This is a genomic window from Peribacillus asahii (assembly GCF_003570725.1).
In the GTDB taxonomy this organism is placed as follows: domain Bacteria; phylum Bacillota; class Bacilli; order Bacillales; family DSM-1321; genus Peribacillus; species Peribacillus asahii.
The window spans coordinates 1-20,829 of sequence record NZ_QWVS01000043.1 but is presented as its reverse complement, the minus strand read 5'-3'; the positions used below and the strand labels follow the sequence as shown (position 1 = coordinate 20,829).

Sequence of the window (20,829 nt, the reverse complement as noted above, 5' to 3'; positions counted from 1 at the left end):
ATTATTTAATAATCCCAAGAGAAAGCAACAGGATAGACCGCACGCTACATCATTTCATGCATATATTTATGAGAAATGATGTATACAAGGGAGGGTTCTGAGTGACTCAGCATGTTCAACCCGAAATTGATTGTCTCATTCAACGCTTAAAAACGGATCAAACAACTAATGGAGCATGGGAATACCCATTCGAAATGGGCATCACACCAGACGCCTATATGATTATTTTACTTACCATTCTTAATATGAAAGATGAAGCACTGATTTCTTCCTTAGTAGAAAGAATCGCAAGTAAACAGGAAGCTAATGGAGCATGGAAGATTTTCGAAGACGAAAAAGAAGGAAATCTTTCGGTTACCATTGAAGCCTATTACGCTCTGCTTTATAGTGGACATTATGAAAAAAATGATCCGCCTATACGTAAAGCTCGCCAGTTTATCCTGTCAAAAGGCGGCATAAAAAAGGCTAAACTATTTACTAAAGCGATGCTGACCATTACTGGACAAATTAAATGGCCCCTCGTGTTTCCGATCCCGCTCGAATCGATATTACTGCCACCGACTAGCCCTATCAGCATGTACGATTTTTCCGTCTATAGCCGCGTTCATTTCGTTCCCCTCCTGCTTCTCGCTCATAAAAAATTTCGGATTAGACTAAGCAGTAGTCCGAATTTACAGGATTTATATGTAAAAAAAGAAGAACGAGAAGAGGAGCAGTTGTGGGAGGAATTTCGCACGGATGAATATCGTTCTCTATTTTCCAAAGTGCAAGAAGGGGTCTCTTCATTAATCGGCTTACCTCATTCTTTACATTCCTTGGCTACGGCCTCTGCCAAACGCTATATGACAGATCGAATTGAAAGTGATGGTACCTTATACAACTACTTCAGCGCAACTTTTTTTATGATTTTTGCCTTCCTTGCTCTTGGTTATTCTAAAGACGATCCCATCATTACGAAAGCCGTTGCCGGCCTTAAAGCAATGACCACTTCAACCAATGGATATTCGCATGTTCAATTCACAACAGCTTCTGTTTGGAATACGGCTTTAATTAGTTATGCGCTTCAAGAAGCTGGCGTATCTAGTCAAGATTCCGTCATTCAAAAAGCGACTGCTTATTTACTCTCTCAACAGCAAGAGAAATATGGCGATTGGGTGATTCACAATCCACAAGCTATCCCTGGTGGCTGGGGATTTTCCAATGGCAGCACGATGACCCCCGATGTAGATGATACAACCGCTTCACTACGAGCACTGACACATCAATTACATGCTCAAAACAACTGGCAGCGTGGACTTAACTTTACCTTATCCATGCAAAATAAAGATGGTGGATTTCCCGCTTTTGAAAGAAATGTAGATAAATCGTGGATTACGTATCTTCCAATAGAAAATGCTGATTTCATTCTATCAGATCCATCCACAGCTGATTTAACGGGGCGAGCATTAGAATTTCTCGGCAATTTTGCTAATATTAAAAACCCTAATCATGTCAGCAAGCAAGCCAGTAAATGGCTGATTCGTCACCAAGAGAGCAACGGTTCATGGTTTGGCCGCTGGGGTGTTTGCTATATTTATGGAACATGGGCCGCTCTAACTGGATTAGCCGCAGCTGGATATTCATCCGAGCACTATGCTATCCAAAAAGCGGTCAATTGGTTAAAAAAGATTCAAAATGAAGATGGCGGATGGGGAGAATCTTGTTACAGCGATATCCATAGAACGTATATACCACTGAACACAAGCACCATTACACAAACTGCATGGGCGGTAGATGCTCTTATTGCGGTTAGTGATCAGCCAACTCCTGCCATTGAACGCGGAATTTCCTTTCTTCTTAATCAAAGTGAAACGTCAAACCGGGCGAAAAATTATCCCGTTGGTCAAGGTTTAGCAGGTTATATCTATTGGAACTACCACAGTTATAAATATCTATTCCCACTGCTTGCATTAAGTCATTACCGAAATAAATATAACTAATGTCGTTACCTCTTATAATCCTGCCTTCATTCAATGAATTGGCGGGATTATGAACCGAATTGGCGGGATTTTTACTTTCAAACGAAAACGAGCTGCATCAAAGCATATACTTTGAAACAGCCCCGTTCCTCTAATTCATTGACGATGCAGCTTCATTAATTGAATCGTTGTTTCTTCAACCGTTCCTTTACGAACAATCTTTTCAATCACTTCACCTTGCTTCATAAATACAATCAAGTCCCCTGTTTCAGCAGCCACATCCATCATATGTGTTGAGAAAACAATAGTAGTTCCACTTTTTTTGACCTCATTAACAATTTCAACAAAACGATTGACCCAATAAGGATCCAAGCCATTTGTCGGCTCATCCATTAATAAAACAGCTGGTTCAGCTAGAATCGATTGTCCAAATATTAACCGCTGTCTCATTCCCTTAGACAAACTTTTTACTAGTTCACGACGTTTATCTGTTAATCCAATTAATTCAACCACTTGATTAACCCGTTCTTTCTTTACTTTTCTAAATGCCCCGTAAAAGTTCAAAAACTCTTCCACTGTCATCATTTCTTGAGCATAGAAATCATCGGGCATAAACCCAATTTTCTTCAAATAACTTTCTCGATCATCTTTTATATTAATGTCATCAATAATGGTTGTACCTGTAGTCGGTATGCTAATCGCCGCAATCATTTGGAGCAACGTACTCTTACCTGCTCCATTCCCGCCACATAAAACAACGCAACTGCCTGCTTCTGCTTCAAAAGAGCAAGGGTGCAGAGCTGTTTTTTCCTTATATACTTTAGAAACACCATCCACTTTCAATCTTGTCATCGTCTCTTCCTCCATTCAAGCATCCCCATCGAAAATAAAAATGAAACCGATAAAAAGCAGATAAAATAGAGAATATAAATCAGTATAGAAAGAGACGTTTCTAAATAACTAAGTAGAGAATCATAAGCTTGGCCAAAGACAGAGCCTGCATCCAGACTAATAACAAAAGCAACTCTAATAAGTTCCGCAGGATTAACGAATAACAACGCATTCATCAGCGGAGCAATCCACGTATAGGGCACTGAGCCAAGTATCCCAATTAAAGCGGTTGGCCAAATCATAATTAAGAAAAACCATAGCATCACGGAAATCGATAATGCCTGCCAACGAGTTTTTACAAAAGAACCAATACAGACTCCTATGACAAGAAAGATAAATAGTAAAGTAACGGAAAAAAGATAAATGGCCCATAGCCATTTCATCGAAAAGCCGCCACCGATGACCAAACTAATCGCCATACTAATTCCGAAGCTAAATGTAAATACAATCCACTGGGCGGTAAATTGACCACCGATTTTTCCGATTACGTAAGACAAGGTAAACAGTGGATACGTACATAATAAGCGCCATTGTCCATTCTCTATTTCATTCGCTATTGAAAATGAACCGATAATGAGCATAAACAGCGGAATAATATACAATGCAATATTCGCAACTGTCCCTGTCATATTTGTATAGCCCGTTAAAGATGGTGCGCTGTTTTGCAGTAAAAAAAGCAAAGATAACACAGCGACCCATAAAATGAGAAATGAATAGTACGAACGCTGCCGCACCGTCATCCGTAATTCAGAACGCCAAATATTCCACATCGTAATTCTCCCCCTCCTTAAGAAAAGAGCAACGTGCCTGCAGCCAGACATCAAAACCTATCAACCAAATGATGTTTTTTATCTATTCCTCATAGAAAAAGGGCGACACAGAGAAATGCGCCGACCCTCTTCCCACTAATCCATTAATGACTTGTATTCTCTTGCTCCATATCATGACCCGATTCTTCTGTTCCGTCTTCAGAATGGGAATGTCCTTCTCCCATGTTCTGCATCATTTCATGATTTTGCGTCCAGCTATGTTTGGCTAATTCATCCGCTGTCATTAACGTACTACCTGCATGATCTGCTGCAAATTTCTCGGCATCCGCTTTTTGTTCAAAAGAAATTACATTATAAGCCATTGGTGTTTTCACCGATTGATTATATACATAGGTAGCATCATCCGCTGATACCCACTCTTTATTATCGTAATCACGTACGAATTCGGCACTGATTTTTTGATCTGCGTTTTCATTCATCCATGCATACATACAGCCCAAATCATCAAATATAAGTGACTTTCCATTTTCTAAAATAACTTGGGTAGCATACTGATTATCTACTACAGCCATATTACAAGTCGCACACGTATCTGTTTCTTCATTAATAGCTACTGGTTGAACTTCCTTATCACCGCATGCGGCTAGCATGGATAGAACGCCTATTAATACTAAAAAGCTAAAAAGCTTCTTTTTCATACTCTTTTCCTCCCTACTATAAATAAGCTTGTACTAACGATTATCATTCCTACACTCATCGCCCACAACGCTGATGCAGACGTCTCTGTTCTTTCTACCTCCATCGTTGTTTCCATCAAAGGTGCTTCATCCGTTAATACTTGATCAGCCGGACTTTTCAACATTTTCTGCAGCAGCAGCACGCCAGGTGACTGAAAGAATAATTGAAATTCAGGCACATCCGCCGTTAATGTTAAAAAATAAGGGTCCGCCACAAACGGAAGTATACTTTCCCCTTTGCCCTTCAAGTCGAGCTTAGCTGAAGCGTCCCAGTAATTATGACTAACTTCATTATTCGAACTCTCAATCGCTTGCGCCTCATTTACATTTCCAACAAACGTATTCCTCGTTAATTGATTATTATTTGCTTTAGTAAACTGAACTCCAATAAAGTTATCCATTACTTTGTTGTTTGTCATCAGATTGTCTTCAGATGTTTCCATATAAATGCCGACTCGATTTCCAGTAAGCGAGTTTTCAGCAATGCGGCTATTTTCCACAAAATAAATTAACAGCCCTTGTGCATTAACATTATCACGATTATAAGAGAAATCATTCCCTACCACTTGCACGCGATTGACACGCATTAACATCGTTCCCGTCATATTATACTGAGCGATGTTTTTTTCGAGTACATTATCATCGGCAAACATTAAATGCATCCCATATCGAGAGCCTTGAATATGATTTTGACGCAGTGTATTTTGATGGCTTTGTTCTAAGTAAATTCCGTCTTGCATCCTGGTAATCTTCATATTTTGAATCGTATTATGACTAGATTCCCATAAATCAATCCCATTTCCTTTTCTTTGACCAGTAATGAGACCATCTTGTATATTTACTTCGCTCGCCCCATCAAGTCGAATGCCGTAACGTTTTGTTTCAATTTCAAAATCGGTTAACTGATGCTTAGATCCTGAGATTGAAATAGCCGTTGCTTCCTTTCCCTCACCACAATATTCTACTTGGATTTGTTCGAGTGAAACATGTTCTCCTTTAATCGTAATAGCGGGCTGTTCTTCACACGAACGAATCAACACCTTCCCTTGACCTTTCAATGTAATCGGTTTTGTAATTACGAGATTTTCTTCATATATCCCTTCCGATATCTCAATCGTTTCACCAGGTACGGCGCGTTCAATTTTAGATTGTAGCGTTGCTGCATCGGTCTCCCCCGGTAAAAGTAAAACTAGAACGAGAATTAATAGCATATACTTCAACTGGCTCATAAAGCCCTCACCTCGCTCTCTTAAAAACTTCTCTTTATTATTAAATTCTATAATTGTGAAAAAAGTTTGAAAAACAGATGAATAAATACAAAACCATTTGGCATTCTTCCTTACAGTATCGCGAAAATCTTTATTTTTTAAACACGAAAAAGAATTTACCTGCCCAGATAACAGGCAGGTAAACTCTTTTCCTTAATCATCCTTCCCTACATGCAACACATCTCCTGTGTTTGCATCAATCACTAAGTCATACTCCAACCACTTTTTCTCTACTTCAATTTCATATACAAGCAAACCATTTTCTCTGTCTAACTCAACATCTGTAATCGTCCCATTCGCCACTTTCTTCAAAGCAATTTTCTCTGCTTCTTCAAGACTAATCTTAGCTGCCGGGTAGCTATCATCGCTATCATCGTTGTACTCTCGCTCAATCACTTCACCATTAGAGGCATCTACTTCAATATCTTCATAGCCATTTTCTGTTTTCATTGTCATCTCATATGTCAACGTGTCATCCAAGTCTTTCTCAACCTTGATCACTTCGCCATTCACTTGTTCAGAAACACTTTTAACCGCTTCCTCTTTTGAAACCGTCCCTGCGTTTAAAGCATAAGCTGTAATCGCGGAGACCCCTCCGAGGACTAACACTCCCGTTACCATTGCTATTATCATCATTTTCTTTGTAAAAAATGTTTTCATCATCAAATCCTCCTATCTGTTAGTAACTTCATCATAGGATAGTAAAATGAAAACAAGATAAGAGCTAGATTAAAATTTGATGAGAAACGAGATATTCACTGTGGTTCCAACTCCTACTTCACTTTCAATAGCAATTCTTCCCCCTAGTGAATCCACAATTGATTTAGCAATCGATAAACCAAGGCCGCTCCCGCCCGTACTTCTTGTTCTTGAAGGATCAACCCGATAGAACCGTTCAAAAACATGTGGTATATCTTGTTTAGGAATTCCAATTCCTTGATCTTGAACACGAATCATTAAGACTTCCTCAACAACCTCAATCGAAACCGTAACATCCGTTTCGCTGTATTTCAATGCATTATCAACCAAAATAATTAGTACTTGTTCGAAACGGTTAGCGTCTGTTTCATAAATAACCTCTTCTGGCTTCGCTATCACTTGCACAATGCGATTCGACGTTTGACTAAAATTCCGCGCCACCTGCCTGCATAATGAAACGATTTCAACCTCTTCAATAGAAAGATTATTTCTAGAAGCCACTTGCAATAAATTTTGCGTTAGTTCCTTCATTCTTAAGGCCTCATGATGAATGGCCTCTACTGCCTCTTCTTGAATATCCGCCTCTTCCTTTCCCCATCTCTTCAAAAGAGATGCATAGCTTTCAATCACCGTAATTGGTGTTTTCAATTCATGAGAAGCATCAGAGAGAAATTGCTGCTGTTGATAATAATTCTGTTCTAAACGGGCCATCATTCTATTAAAAGCGGCTCCCATTTGTTCAAGCTCATCCTTCGTTTTATCCGGCAAAGGAATTTTCTTAAATTGACCGCTCTGTTCAATCTCAACCATCGTACGACTCATAATGGAAACAGGCTTTAAAATAAGTGTCGCTAACCGTTTACTAGCAAAAATAGAGATAAGAATAACGAATAAAGACATAGCTAAGAGCACAACTATGAGCATGACTAAATGATCGATTACTGATTCAATTGGCTGTGAAACTTCAATAACGCCCTGTTGCTGCCCTTTATTTTTTACAGGCAAACGATATGTTAAAACGTACTCACCATCAACTTTACTTAGTTCAAAGTCATCCTCTGATACATATTTTGTCTCTAAAGCAAGCAATTCCTCTTCCTCCGTAAATGGAGAAACCACGTTCTCTTTTCCATAATAGATGCGTACCATCCCGTCATCCGGAATCATTGGTTCTATATCAGCCAAACGACTTGTTAAGCCAACATTTTCTTCGATCAGTTGAGCCTGTTCTTCTAAAAATTCCTGTTCTCTTTGCAAGGAAAGCCAAAAGAACGCGATTGCCACTAAAGCACTTAACATCAATAGCATGACTGTCAAAAACAACATCGAATACCATTGAATTTTCGTTCTGATTTTCATCGACGGTGCTCCTTTATGCTATACCCCACTCCTCGATGCGTATGAATTAACGGACAATCAAAAGGATCGTCCACTTTTTTCCGAATATAACGGATATATACGTCAACTACATTTGTGTCACCTGTAAAATCATAGCCCCAAACATGGGTTAAAATCTGTTCACGTGACAGCACTTGATTTTTATTTTGCATCAAATAGACAAGCAAATCGAACTCTCTAGACGTTAGCTCAATGTTCTGATTATCCCTTCTGACCTCTCTCGCTCCAAGCTGCAGACAAAGATTTTCAACAATTAAAAGGTTCTCATCTTCTTCTACATTTGTTTGATGGGATTGGCGTAAGCACACCCGTATTCGAGCCAGCAATTCTTCTATTTCAAACGGTTTCGTCACATAATCATTTGCACCATGGTCTAAGCCGCTTACTTTATCCGGCACGGCATCCCGAGCTGTTACGAGAATAACGGGCGTATGCGTATTATTTTTTCGAAAACGACGGAGAACTTCAATTCCATTCAGTTCTGGAAGCATAACATCTAGTAAAATTAAGTCCCATTGCTCCTGTTCTGCTTTTGCTAGCCCCGTTTTTCCTGTATAAGCGGTATCTGTTTCGTATCCTTCATGACGCAATTCAAGCGTCAGAACACGGGCAATGCTTTGTTCATCTTCAATAATTAAGATTCGCTTCCCCATCCTATTCCCACCTTTCTATTATTAGTGTAGCGAACCAACATTAAAATATTATGAGAACAGTACAGAGAGAAAAAGTTGTGTGTGAATATTCACACCCAACTTAACCCTCTCATTATTTCCAATGCTTTTCAATAAACTCATCGCGCCCTGACTTTTTTCGATCGTCTTTATAGTAAGCTGAATTCTTCTTATGAAAATCTTGATGGTATTCTTCAGCAGGATAAAACGTCTGTGCTGGTAAAATTTCAGTCACGATTGGTTTCTTAAAAACTCCACTGGCCGCAATCCTTTCCTTTGACTCTTCCGCTAATCTTTTCTGTTCTTCATTATGATAGAAAATCGCTGTTCGATATTGGCTTCCTCGATCTTGGAACTGTCCTCCTGCATCGGTCGGGTCAATTTGCGGCCAAAATAAGTTTAATAATCGTTCATAAGAAAACAGCTTTGGATCATATGTAATTTCAACTGCTTCATAATGACCTGTCGTACCAGTTTTCACCTCTTCATACGCTGGATTTTCAACATCCCCTCCTGTATAACCAGAAATAATTCCTTCAATTCCCGGCAGTTCCTCAAAAGGCGAAACCATACACCAAAAACAGCCGCCTGCAAATGTTGCTTTTTGCATGTAAATCAGTTCCTCTCTCTCCATTATGAAAAAAATATACCATATCTTGCACCAAATAGCGGTATTTAATCTCTTCATAAACACCATGTATAAAAAGGCAAATATAACAAAAGATACTAAACAAGAATTTATAGTAGGTGGTTTCTATTCATAAAACGGATTCAATTACTCCATTTCAATTAATCCTTATCGCTACGACAACCATTGGTTTAAATAATCATGTGTTTGCCGTCTCTCCTTTGATTAGAGAAGTAGGCCGGGATTCTTGGATGACAGTTATCATTACGATGCTACTCATGATGCTGTGGATACCATTATTGATTTATATTCATAAAAAAACGAATAGACAGCCTTTATTTGAATGGCTTAAAGAATCTATTGGTAAAACAGCAACTAATATTTTAACCTTTATTTTTATTAGTTATCTTATAGTGATGGCAGGGTTTACTCTAAGAGAAACAATTACATGGATTAGTATTTTATTTTTGCCAGAAACACCCGTATTTTTAATAACCTTTCTGTTTATCTTTACATGCTGGCAACTTGCTATCACTAGCTTACGCACATTAAATATTCTTAATATTTTTCTATTATTTTTCATTACGATACTTGGCTTTTTTGTCTCTTTCGCTAATATCGAGCATAAAAACTTCATGCTGCTTCTTCCACTTTTAGAACATGGCTATCAACCTGTGCTGAGTGGTACCATCTATCAAGCAGCTGGTATATCAGAGATTTTCATTTTCCTTTTATTACAGCATAAAGTGCAAAAGCCGCTCAATTGGCGTCATTTTGTCAGCATCATTCTTATCTTAACGATTCTGACAATAGGTCCCCTCATTGGAGCAATTATAGAATTCGGACCAACAGAAGCCTCTATACAACGATTTCCCCCCTATGAAGAATGGGGGTTAGTATCGTTAGGTAATTTTGTAGAGCATGTAGATTTTTTATCTATTTATCAATGGTTGGCTGGGGCTTTTATTCGCCTCGCTCTATTACTGCTGTTAATGAAAGAAATATTGCCATCCAAGGCAGACAAGGTGAAAAATAAATATTTATTTGGTTTCTCCCTTATTATTGCAGGAATAGTGTTGGCTCCTATTAGCGACTTTAGATTCTCTTACCTGACAGCCAATATTATTTTACCTGGGACATTTTTGTTCTTTTTTAGTTTTTCTCTATTAATAAGTGTACTGGTAATAATTTCTTCAAGGAAAAAACGGGGGGCCAGCTATGAAATTTAAAACATCTAAAACATTAATCCCTCCTGCAAAAGAGAGGCCTCAAAAGAAAAATAAAGACATAGCACTGAATGAAGAAGCTTTAAGAAAGCTGTTTACTAAATGTATTGATATTCAATTTTCATCGTTACAATATAATCAGCATACTATCACCCTCATCTATTGTATGGGCTTGGTGAATACAGACATGTTATATCAGGTTGTTCCTAAGCGATTTGAAGATTTTTTCACTCACTTAAAGGGAGAAGTTACATTAGACTCCCTTCAACAACTATCTCTTCCGTCTCTTCAACTAGTAAAAGAGGAAGAACAAGCTACCGATGCTATTTTTGAAGGCAAGCTGCTCTTCATTGTACAAGAGCAAAATCTTATCATGTCAGTAGATATTGCCGATCGACCCGAGCGTCAGCCGGAGGAAACAGCAACAGAAGTCAGTGTCAAAGGTCCACGTGATAATTTTATTGAAAATATCACAGTAAACTATGCATTGATTCGAAAAAGACTGCGTACAACAACACTTGTCGGGGAAGCTTTTGAAATTGGTAAACGCTCTAAAACAAAAGTATCGCTTTTATATATGGAGGATATCGCCAACAAAGAGTTTCTCCAACAAATTCGCCAAAAGCTGCAGTCTATTGATATAGATGGTCTGTTAAGCGGCACACAGTTGGAGGAACTAATCAATGACAGTCCCTATTCGGTTCTTCCTCGTCATGATTATACAGGCAGACCTGATTTTGCTGTAGAGTCTTTATTAAACGGCCGCTTCGTTCTATTAATTGATGGCATTTCCTATGCCTATATCACACCAGTTAATCTATTTTATTTATTAAAAAGCGCTGAAGATAAGGAATATAATTATTTATACAACTCTTTTGAAAGGCTGCTCAGAATACTTGGTATTTCCATTGCCGCTTTTTTGCCCGGTTTTTGGGTCGCATTAACGGCTTTTCATCAAAATCAGCTGCCCCTAACATTATTAGCAACAGTCCTTGAATCACGAAGAGGGGTCCCATTCCCTACCGCTTTGGAAGCGATTTTAATGTTACTCTTGTTTGAATTATTTAGAGAGGCTGGCATGAGGCTCCCTTTGGCTGTTGGACAAACATTAAGTGTGGTCGGCGGGCTGATTATTGGCGACGCGGCGATTAGTGCTGGCTTAACGAGTCCAGCTATGCTCGTCGTTATTGCCGGTTCTACCGTTGCCACATTCACTTTAGTCAACCAATCCCTTGTAGGGACTGTTTCATTGGCTCGCTTTTTCGTCATTTTCCTTGTTTCTCTTTTTGGCTTTGTCGGCTTTTTCGTCTCTATCTTTTTAATTGGTACATATGTAGCCAAAATCCGCACATTTGGAGTACCATACTTAGCACTTGCGACACAGCTAAATATGAAGAATATCCTAAAAGCTGTCTTCCGCTTACCAGCTCAAAAAAAAGACACACGCCCCTCCGCTCTTAAGCCTCATGACCCTACTCAGGAGGGAGAGCCATGAGGCAAACTGGAAAAAGAAAATGCATATATATAGCTCTCCTTCTCACGATGACTCTTCCATTAGCGGGATGCTGGGATACTACGGAACCAGAGCGCATGGTATACGTTCATGGATTAGGCATCGATTATAAAGATCAACAATATACAGTTTATTTACAAATCCTTAATCCTCGTCTCTTAGCTAAATCAGAAGTGGCTAGTGGTGCTTCAGGAACAAAGGTTGAGGTCGGTCGTGCATCTGGAAAAACAATCGATGATGCAATCTTTAAGTTATATAAGTCATCTCAGCGCAGGATTTTTTGGGGACATCTTAGTTTTGTTCTCTTCACCGAGGAAGCATTAAAAGCAGAGGGGATTCAAGCAACTACCGATTTATTAGACAGATATCGAGAAACGCGATACCGCCTTTGGATGTATGCAACAAATGAACCACTATTGGATGTATTAACAGCTGTTCCCATTATGGAAATGTCAACAGCTCTATCTCGACTAAGCGATCCGCTTGCTACCTATGAACAAAGTTCGTTTGTTAAGCCAATTGATATGCGTGAATTATTCATTCTACTAAATGAACCGCCTTACGAAGCTAATATACCTTATATCAATTTAATAAAGGAAAATATTTGGAAAACAGAAAAAAAGAGTCATCCGGTCATTCAAATAAAAGGCATTGCATCCATCAAAAATAAAAAACTGCAAAAAGTAATAAAGAATCAAAACATATACGGCCTTAGGTGGATGACTAAAGATATGGAGCGTGAGGCGTTAAATCTCTCTGCTAATGGATTTTCAGATGTTAGTTTACTTATTAATAAGGTAAAAGTTAAAATAAAACCTATTGTTAAACAAAGCAACATCCAATTTGCAATTTCTATTAAAGCGGATGCTGTATTACGAGAGAACCCTAAAGATAAGAGTTTAAAAAAAATAATGCAAGTTGCCGAACAGACCATTAAACAGCAAGTGAAGGAAACTTACTTACACGGGGTTGAAAGCAATATAGATATATACCGCTTATCAGAAATGTTATACAGAAAAAATGTTCAAGCTTGGAAAAATGCAGAGCAAAACGGGAAAGTTCCATTGACTGAGGATTCAATTCAGAAGCTGGATGTTCAATTACATTTAATTCATGGAGAAAAGAATCGAAAGCGTTCTACTATTAAATAAGCTCTCTGACAACCTAGTTTCTCACTGCCCCCAATTAGGTTGTCTCCTTTTCTTATGAAGGAACTGCAAATCCTAATCTAAGCAAAAAAGCAAGTTCGCCACAAAACGAACTCGCCTCTCTATCGACCTTATTTAAACCAGCCCTTTTCTTTAAAACGGACGATGGCTTCAATTCGATTACTTACGTCTAATTTATCAAGAATAATAGAAATATAATTACGAACAGTTCCTGTTGTTAAATAAAGCTCTTTCGCAATTTCTTTCGTATTTTTCCCATCAGCAATTAAACCAAGTACTTGTTTTTCTCGCTCAGTTAACGGATTTTCTTCTTGAAATGCCATATCAACGAGCTCAGGAGCATAAATCCGACGGCCATCCATAATAATGCGGATCGAATTTGCCAGTTCCTCACTTGGGCTATCCTTTAATAAATACCCGCTCACACCAGCTTTTCGAGCTCGTTCAAAATAACCCGTACGCGCAAATGTCGTTAAAATAATCACCTTGCAGGACTGGCCTTTAATTTCCTCAGCAACATCTAATCCGCTTTTGACTGGCATTTCGATATCCATAATGCAAACATCCGGCTTCAAACGATTTACTAGCTCAAGCGCCTCTTCACCATTGCTCGCTTTCCCGACTACTTCCATATCTTCTTCCAAATCTAACAGAGAACCTAGCGCTCCCAGCAGCATCCGTTGATCTTCAGCAATGACTATTCGAATCATATTGATTTCCCCCGTTCCGCTTGTTTAATCACATTCGGCACTCTAATAACGAGTTTCGTTCCATTTGATGCTGGAATGTCTAAACTCCCATTAACAAATTCTAATCGTTCCTTCATCCCTTGAAGTCCATGTCCTTTAAAAAAGTCTCCTTTATGCTGAAAACCGACCCCGTTATCTTCTATTTCTATATACCACTCCGTCGGCAACTGCTTAATCACTAGCCTGCAAGAAGAAGCATAACTATGTTTAACGATATTATTAACTGCCTCTTTTAAGCACATACTTAACACATTTTCCACTAACAATGGTGTATCTTTAAGCTGTGAAGAACCTACTAGCTCCAGCTTGATTTGTGCCGCACTCAAAATTTGGCGAATTCGAAGCATTTCTTCGACAAGACGCGTACCACGCATTTCAGACACTAACTCGCGTACTTCCTTTAAAGCCGTACGCACTGTTTGCTGAATATCTTTAATTTCATTTTTAGCTGCCTCTGGACTACGAGTCAGTAATTTGCCTGCCAAATCACTTTTTAAACCGATTAAAGAAAGCTTTTGCCCTAATGTATCATGCAGGTCGCGAGCAATTCGCTGCCGCTCTTCTATCTTTACAAGCTCTGAAATTCGTTTATTTGCATCTTCTAACTGTTCTTCTAACTGCTCCCTTTTCTTTCGATTGTATGTGTTAAATGGTATCAAAACCACACCAATCACACAAATGACAATGAACGGGAACTGCGTAAGAAAAATTTTATTTTGATAGAGAAACCCTACATTTACAGCCAATACTGTAGTGATGATATGGATGGTATATAGTGTATAAAAACCAATCTTATTTTGAATATTTCCAATAAAAAAAGCGAGAAATAAACCAAAATAAATATAACCAAAGAGACTCGTCATCGCAATGGAAATGATAATTTGAATGGACGTCCATAAATAGACACTCCATCCCTTCGCAGCAAAGGATAATCCATAAGCAACAAAAAATAAAAGAATCATCCCAATCCCAGCTGCAATTTCTAACTTAGAGGACGATTTAAAAATAAAATAAAACGGTAGAATACAAAAAATAATCCAAACATACGGGCTCAGCCCCGTATTTTTCGGAAAAATATGATACCAGTTTTTTTTCATAACAGCCTCCCTTCCTGTACATTGTAATCTAATCAAAGACTAAAAAACCATTCGTAGCAAGAATGGTTTTTTAGCTTGTTATTTTTCTTGAAAGCTTGGTTGAGCTTTTTCCACCAAAATCTTCGCTTCATGGAAGCCAACAAACGTTTTTCTTGACTCATCCCATAGGCGGAATCGAAGAGCTTTTAAACTAGAACGAATTGTAATCGTTGTAGCTTGTTGCAAAGGTGGTGTAGAATCATGAGCTTTCTCAAGATGATAATTCGGGACCTTCGGGCTAAGGTGATGTACGTGGTGAAAACCAATATTTCCTGTTACCCATTGCAATAGCTTTGGAAGCTTATAATATGAGCTTCCATCAATCGCAGCCTTCACATAATCCCAGTTTTCTTCCTCTTCAAAATAAGAATCCTCAAACTGATGTTGTACGTAGAACAGCCAAATTCCAAGCAACCCTGACACAAACATGATTGGAAGGTGAATCATAAGAAACGCTTGCCAGCCAATCGCTAAACATAACAATGTATACAGTACAATAACAGAAACATTCGTTACATACGTATTCATTCTTTCTTTCTTACGTGCCCCTTTTCGATTAAAACGATTTGATACTAAAAATAAATACGCTGGCCCTAATCCAAACATCACAAGCGGATTTCGATATAAACGATACTGAAGACGAACCCAAAACGAAGCGTTTACATACTCCTCCACCGTCATAATCCAAATATCGCCTGTCCCTCGCTTATTTAAATTACTGCTTGTCGCATGATGAATTGAATGGTCGCGCTTCCACTTTTCATATGGAAATAGCGTAATAATGCCTGTAATTGTCCCTAAAACATCATTAGCTTTTCGGCTTTTGAAAAAAGACTGATGGCAGCAATCATGAAAAATAATAAAAATTCGAATCACGAACCCTGACGCAATAATCGAAAGAGCTAAACTTAACCAATAAGAAATTCCCAAACTATAATAAGCAGCAACCCATAACAAAATAAACGGCGGAATCGTATTAACTAACTGCTTCACACTCGTTTTTACATTAGACTTTTCAAAAGGAGCAATTTGTTTTCTTAGATTGACTTGATTTTGCTTACTCATTTTTGCCTCCTGAACAGTTCACTTCTCTTTTATCTTGAACAATTTACTTCTCTTCTATAATAAAAAAGAACACAATATCATTATAGTCATAAACGTCAGGTAGAGGATATGACAAATGTCATATCCTCTACCTATTTCAAGAGGGGGATAGATTCCTCCTAAGTTTTTGGGTTTTTTAAATAATATTGTGCATTATACAACATCCTATAACAGAGCCATTAAATAAAAGGCAGGAGTAATAAGGAATGGAAAAACAAACAATCTTTGAATTGATTCATATGATGGATCAATTAACGAATAATATGATTATTAAATGGAATAAAATGTTTGAGGAGAATCTGGGTATTTCCCATATTCTTGTACTAAATTATCTTAAAGAACATGGAAAAAGCCGACCATCGGATATCGCAAAGGCTTTAGGTTTGACCCCGCCCTCTTTAACTCACTTATCTGAAAAACTCGTACAAAAAGAATTAGCTATACGAGTTGTTGATCAGGAAGATCGAAGAATTATTTATTTATCGATTACAAACAAGGGCGTCGAAATGGTTCATACAGCGCATGAAAAAGGCAAAGCATTACGCACAAATTTATTTGAAGCATTATCAGAAGAAGAACGACAACAACTATTAACTATCTATGAAAAGCTTAACCACTCGCTGGAAAAATAAAAAAATATATGCTTGTTCTCATGTGAACAAGCATATATTTTTTAACTATATATTCAAATTGGTAAACTGGTATAGGAGGACTCCCTGCTCATACAAGACATTGCTTTCCTGTGAGCAGCCCCTAACAATCATTCTATTCTGCTAACTAAATGAAATGTAATCCTAGTAGAAAACTAACTTGGATGATACTAATCTACTTTTCTTAATTGCTGGATTTCCTGTAATTCCGAAATAGTTACTAATTGATAGCCTTGCTTATTAAGTCGTTTAATAATTTCAACAGCAGCCTCCGCACTTGATTGATAAATATCGTGCATGAGAACAACTTTCCCATCCTCTGCTTGAGCCATTACTCGTTTTACAACCTTATCTTTATTACGAGCTTTCCAATCTTCTGGGTCAATATCCCATAAGATTATATCCATTTTCTTAAAATACTTATTAATTTTTTTATTTGTCGCTCCATATGGCGGGCGCATATGAATGGGTTCATACCCACTCACCTTTTTAATAATAGATTGGGTTTTTTCAACTTGGCTTTTCACTTGCTTCTCATTTAATCTTGTTAATTGTGGATGGTCCCATGAATGGTTTCCTACCTCATTTCCACCCTCCAGCATCTCTGTAATCATATCAGGATAATAGTTCACTCGACTTCCCAGTACAAAAAATGTCGCATGGCTATCGTATTTTTTTAATGCCTTTAAAATGGTCTTAGTCGTACTTGTATTCGGTCCATCGTCAAATGTAAGGGCAATGACTTTTTTATTCGGGTCAATATTCATTTCTCTTTTAGGAAGCTCTGCCACAGCATTTGGCGGCTGAATTTCTTTAATTTTATTTTTATTATCCTCATTATTTTTATAGGCATCCAGAATATCATTTTTAAAGACATTCTTTTTAATCGCAACCGTTTGTACTCCTAAATGATCAGGAGCAACTTGATTAGGTCTGAAATACAATACGATCGTATCTTCCAATATACTAAAATGACTAAAATTCTCTTTTATCGGCTTGGTTCCGTCTTTTAAAGTATGCATTGAAGCAGCAAGGTCTTCGTTTTTCTTTAGTTGTGCATAAGAAATAGTAGATAATATAGATAAATAATCTGATTTTTCCTTAAAGATATCCTCCAATGAGAGGGACTTTTGTAGTGGAATATCGAAGTTAAATGTCTGTAGGTCTATGTAACTATCTTTTTTATCAATTTGCTTATATTCCTCAAACACAATCGTCACTGTTTGTTTACTATAATGAACGATATCATAAGTAATACTTAACTCGGAAGTTTCCTTTTGTGAAGAGTTTTTTTCACTCAACTCTTTCTCATATTGAGAAATTCTCTTTGTTACATAATTTCCCAATGTTTCATCAATTGTTTTCATTTGGAAAAATGGATAACTAACCGAATAACCTCCGTATGTACTATCTTTGAGTAACATTTTCATCTCTACATCCGAATATTTGTTATCCATATTTTTTACCGCTTGAGCCTTCGAATTAATTGAATTAATTAAATAACTAATTATCCCTATTAACATACAACAACCGATCAGCGCAATAAAGACCCTCTTATAATTCAGTTTTCTCTTTCTTTCCATTTGTTACTCTTCCCCTTATATAATTCTAATAAATAAACACATTAAAATTTCTGTTCTCTCAAGCGCTAGTTATATAAAAGTTTTGTATGTAGCAATTTAGATTGCACGAAGGCAAAAAATCTTCCTCTCTCTGATTTTACCAGTATTGATGTTTTTAGCAATGGAAAAGTACATAATTATCAAGAAATTGACGAAAAATAACGAGAAAAATAGAATGTTAGCAAATATAAAGGTGTGCCCCTTATTCATCATTATTATATGAATCTAAATCGCAATATAGCTAGATTTTTTATAAAACTTATGAACACTAAAAACCCCTATTCCAAAAAATCGAAATAGGGATTGTGATTATCTTAACATATCTGCAAATTAATAGGCGTAAGTATATAACGCTTTAATGTGAGACATATAACGAATGTTACTTGCTTCTTTCATTAATGTTGCCGGAAGACCTTTAAGTGGAGTGTTGTTAGCTCCGATTGTCGCAACACCATCTTTGCGTCCAAGACTTGCAAGTGTACCTGAGTTTACAGGATTAAACTTATCCATTTTTTGGCCTGCGAAGTATGCAAACAAGTTGAATCCAACAAGTTCACCCATTTGCCAAGCGTTTTGTGCAGTTGGTGCGTACGGACGACCGCCTTCTTCTGGGAAAGCAACAGCGCTGTCCCCAACAACAAATACATCGTTATGTGATTTAGATTGAAGGAATTCATTAACTGTTGCTCTTCCACGATCCACTTCAAGACCTGATTCACCAACGATTGGAAGTGCTGCTACGCCACCTGTCCAAACAAGCGTGTTAGCGATGATTGTTTGACCGTCTTTTAATGAAATCTCATTTCCTTTAACACCTGTTACAGGAAGACCCGTTAAGAATTCAACACCACGTGCTGCTAAGCTTGCCGTTGCGCGTTCGATTAAGTTATCAGGTAGAACTGGAAGAATCTTAGGACCAGCTTCTACAAGCTTGATTTTCAACTCGCTGAAGTCCACGCCATATTGTTTCGCAACTTTCGGGAAGTTGTCAACGATTTCACCAACTAATTCAACACCTGTTAATCCGCCACCGCCGATTACGATAGTTGCATCTGCTTCATTTTTCGTTTTCGCATATTCACGAATGCGACCTTCGATGTGGTTGTAAATTTTGTTAGCATCTGCTACAGATTTTAATACTAAGCTGTTTTCTTCAAGTCCTGGGATACCGAAGAATCCAGTTTGACTTCCTAAACCAACAACAAGAGCATCGTAAGTTAAGATAGAACCATCAGCAAGTTTTACTTCTTTTTTGTCTACGTTGAACGATTCAACTTTAGAAATTTTAAGGTTAATATCTTTTCCTTTGAAAAGCTTTTCTAAAGGCACAGCAACAGCTTGTTCTTTAATAGTTCCACCTGCAAGACGATGCAATTCTGTGATGATTTGGTGAGTTGGGAATTGGTTCACCACTGTAACTTGAGCTTCATCCTTGTTTAAATATTTACGAACAGTTAAAGCAGAAAGTACTCCGCCATAACCTGCACCTAAGATGACGATATGTTTTGACATAGTTAATCCTCCGTCCTTACGAATTAAATGTGAAACAAACTATTATTTTTGGCTATTTTTTTCTGCTGTAATTTGAAGAAAAGCGTTTGCAAAACGGAACAACTTTTGTGCTTGTGGATCTTTAAGCATTTTTAAGATACCGAATAAACCGATTACTTCATGATTTGCATCTGCACGATCTTTTGCTTCAATAGCAGTCGCAGCAAGACTTTTTACAGAGTGTGTAACTGGTTCTACGATTTCTGTAATCGCACCAACGGTATCGCTTTTTAATACTTCATCCGTGGCAACCGCTTGAGCAAGATCGTAAGACTTCGTTAAAATGTTTACTAATTCAGTCAATTTCGGCAATTGTTCTACTAGAGTAGTCAGTGATTCTTGTACCTCAGGTTTTAATAGCTGATCTAGTACATCCAGTTGTTCTTGGCTCGCTGTCAATGCTTCAGACTTTTGTTGAGTGCTTGTTTCTGACATATCCAATTCTCCTTTACAATAAGCATATTGCTTAATTTTGCATTTTCTTAACTCATATAAGTTTAGGAAACTTTGTAAAACTTTACACAAAAAAATAAAACCTTTTAAATGTTTTTAAACGTACCAATCCCAGTGACTCTTCTCATTATATCCTGCTATATAATTATTGAAAACCTTAAAAATAGATATAAAAGCTTCCTTTAACTGGATTAATAAAATTAAAAACATCCGCTAATAAACCTCCATAAAAAAGAGCTGCGTTTATTAGCTGAGATTTTCTTCATAGAAAAAAATCCAACGTGCGATTCGCGACAATACCTATCTTAACACAGAATGCGACGCATTAAAATGCACGACTTTCTTTTAAAATAAGTATGCGACAAATACCTACTCAATATGTGGCTGCTTGGTCGTTATTCGCATATTGCCTTCTCATTAAACAACATGTGAATAACATCACAAACTATGCCAGCAAATAAAACGAATTCAGACAATGACAGTATAACATAATTCATACATGATGTAACCAGGTGCTTTAAAATGAATGTGTTAAATAAGATTGTTACTTTTTACTCAACAATATTCATAATTATAGCCTTAAAAACGCTAGACGTGATACATAATCGAGTAGAGGGAAAATAAATGTATTATTTT

The 20,829-nt window shown here is 37.5% G+C and carries 19 protein-coding genes; 5 read left to right on the top strand and 14 right to left on the bottom strand.

All coding sequences use genetic code 11. The features are described 5' to 3' along the window. The first annotated feature begins 101 nt into the window (after positions 1-101). Positions 102-1,979, top strand: coding sequence for a squalene--hopene cyclase (gene shc / locus D1953_RS17490; RefSeq protein ID WP_119118453.1), 1,878 nt, complete (start codon positions 102-104; stop codon positions 1,977-1,979). Positions 1,980-2,114: 135 nt separating this feature from the next. Here the strand turns inward: shc and D1953_RS17485 are convergent, their stop codons facing one another. The 8 genes from D1953_RS17485 to msrA all read right to left on the bottom strand — a co-directional run bounded on the left by D1953_RS17485 (position 2,115) and on the right by msrA (position 9,002). Next, on the bottom strand, positions 2,115-2,810 hold the full coding sequence (locus D1953_RS17485) for an ABC transporter ATP-binding protein (RefSeq protein ID WP_119118452.1): 696 nt from the start codon (positions 2,808-2,810) through the stop codon (positions 2,115-2,117). After that, positions 2,807-3,619, bottom strand: coding sequence for an ABC transporter permease (locus tag D1953_RS17480; RefSeq protein WP_119118451.1), 813 nt, complete (start codon positions 3,617-3,619; stop codon positions 2,807-2,809). The genes D1953_RS17485 and D1953_RS17480 overlap by 4 nt, the downstream gene beginning before the upstream one ends. Positions 3,620-3,762: 143 nt before the next feature. After that, positions 3,763-4,317, bottom strand: coding sequence for a nitrous oxide reductase accessory protein NosL (locus D1953_RS17475; protein ID WP_119118450.1), 555 nt, complete (start codon positions 4,315-4,317; stop codon positions 3,763-3,765). Further along, the gene (locus D1953_RS17470; RefSeq protein ID WP_119118449.1) at positions 4,314-5,585 is read right to left on the bottom strand and encodes a right-handed parallel beta-helix repeat-containing protein; all 1,272 of its coding nucleotides are present in this window, start codon (positions 5,583-5,585) and stop codon (positions 4,314-4,316) included. The genes D1953_RS17475 and D1953_RS17470 overlap by 4 nt, the downstream gene beginning before the upstream one ends. 192 nt (positions 5,586-5,777) lie before the next feature. Continuing rightward, positions 5,778-6,287: a PepSY domain-containing protein gene (locus tag D1953_RS17465; protein WP_119118448.1), complete on the bottom strand. Its 510-nt coding sequence runs from the start codon at positions 6,285-6,287 to the stop codon at positions 5,778-5,780. A 66-nt stretch (positions 6,288-6,353) separates the two neighbouring features. After that, positions 6,354-7,682, bottom strand: coding sequence for a sensor histidine kinase (locus tag D1953_RS17460; protein ID WP_119118447.1), 1,329 nt, complete (start codon positions 7,680-7,682; stop codon positions 6,354-6,356). Further along, positions 7,679-8,374: a response regulator transcription factor gene (locus D1953_RS17455; protein WP_119118446.1), complete on the bottom strand. Its 696-nt coding sequence runs from the start codon at positions 8,372-8,374 to the stop codon at positions 7,679-7,681. The genes D1953_RS17460 and D1953_RS17455 overlap by 4 nt, the downstream gene beginning before the upstream one ends. Positions 8,375-8,486: 112 nt before the next feature. Continuing rightward, positions 8,487-9,002, bottom strand: coding sequence for a peptide-methionine (S)-S-oxide reductase MsrA (gene msrA, locus D1953_RS17450; RefSeq protein ID WP_119118445.1), 516 nt, complete (start codon positions 9,000-9,002; stop codon positions 8,487-8,489). Positions 9,003-9,139: 137 nt separating this feature from the next. Between msrA and D1953_RS17445 the strand changes: the two genes are divergently transcribed. Genes D1953_RS17445 through D1953_RS17435 form a run of 3 tightly spaced genes read left to right on the top strand, consistent with a single transcriptional unit; the run spans position 9,140 to position 12,910 of the window. Next, positions 9,140-10,249 (top strand): endospore germination permease, encoded by a 1,110-nt coding sequence (locus D1953_RS17445; protein WP_245980216.1) that lies wholly within the window; start codon positions 9,140-9,142, stop codon positions 10,247-10,249. Beyond that, positions 10,239-11,741 carry a spore germination protein gene (locus D1953_RS17440; protein WP_119118444.1) on the top strand — a complete coding sequence of 501 codons (1,503 nt, stop codon included), beginning with the start codon at positions 10,239-10,241 and terminating at the stop codon, positions 11,739-11,741. The genes D1953_RS17445 and D1953_RS17440 overlap by 11 nt, the downstream gene beginning before the upstream one ends. Then, positions 11,738-12,910 carry a Ger(x)C family spore germination protein gene (locus tag D1953_RS17435; protein ID WP_119118443.1) on the top strand — a complete coding sequence of 391 codons (1,173 nt, stop codon included), beginning with the start codon at positions 11,738-11,740 and terminating at the stop codon, positions 12,908-12,910. Before D1953_RS17440 ends, D1953_RS17435 begins: the two co-directional genes overlap by 4 nt. Before the next feature lie 128 nt (positions 12,911-13,038). Here the strand turns inward: D1953_RS17435 and D1953_RS17430 are convergent, their stop codons facing one another. From D1953_RS17430 to desA, 3 genes are all read right to left on the bottom strand, one after another. Beyond that, complete coding sequence (locus D1953_RS17430) at positions 13,039-13,638, bottom strand: response regulator transcription factor (RefSeq protein ID WP_119118442.1); 600 nt, start codon at positions 13,636-13,638, stop codon at positions 13,039-13,041. Then, on the bottom strand, positions 13,635-14,774 hold the full coding sequence (locus D1953_RS17425) for a sensor histidine kinase (RefSeq protein WP_119118441.1): 1,140 nt from the start codon (positions 14,772-14,774) through the stop codon (positions 13,635-13,637). Before D1953_RS17425 ends, D1953_RS17430 begins: the two co-directional genes overlap by 4 nt. A gap of 78 nt (positions 14,775-14,852) precedes the next feature. Then, complete coding sequence (desA, locus tag D1953_RS17420) at positions 14,853-15,878, bottom strand: Delta(5) desaturase DesA (protein WP_119118440.1); 1,026 nt, start codon at positions 15,876-15,878, stop codon at positions 14,853-14,855. Between the two features lie 245 nt (positions 15,879-16,123). On the opposite strand from desA, the gene D1953_RS17415 reads away from it, so the two are divergent. After that, positions 16,124-16,549 carry a MarR family winged helix-turn-helix transcriptional regulator gene (locus D1953_RS17415; RefSeq protein ID WP_119118439.1) on the top strand — a complete coding sequence of 142 codons (426 nt, stop codon included), beginning with the start codon at positions 16,124-16,126 and terminating at the stop codon, positions 16,547-16,549. Positions 16,550-16,737: 188 nt separating this feature from the next. Here D1953_RS17415 and D1953_RS17410 read toward each other — a convergent pair whose 3' ends face one another. The 3 genes from D1953_RS17410 to D1953_RS17400 form a co-directional block, all read right to left on the bottom strand. Beyond that, positions 16,738-18,150, bottom strand: a complete 1,413-nt coding sequence (locus tag D1953_RS17410; RefSeq protein WP_119118438.1) for a polysaccharide deacetylase family protein — start codon at positions 18,148-18,150, stop codon at positions 16,738-16,740. Positions 18,151-18,519: 369 nt separating this feature from the next. After that, a complete protein-coding gene (locus D1953_RS17405; protein WP_119118437.1) occupies positions 18,520-19,701 on the bottom strand; it encodes an NAD(P)/FAD-dependent oxidoreductase in 1,182 nt (393 codons plus the stop codon). A 42-nt stretch (positions 19,702-19,743) separates the two neighbouring features. After that, complete coding sequence (locus tag D1953_RS17400; protein WP_119118436.1) at positions 19,744-20,175, bottom strand: helical membrane plugin domain-containing protein; 432 nt, start codon at positions 20,173-20,175, stop codon at positions 19,744-19,746. Positions 20,176-20,829: the final 654 nt, after the last annotated feature.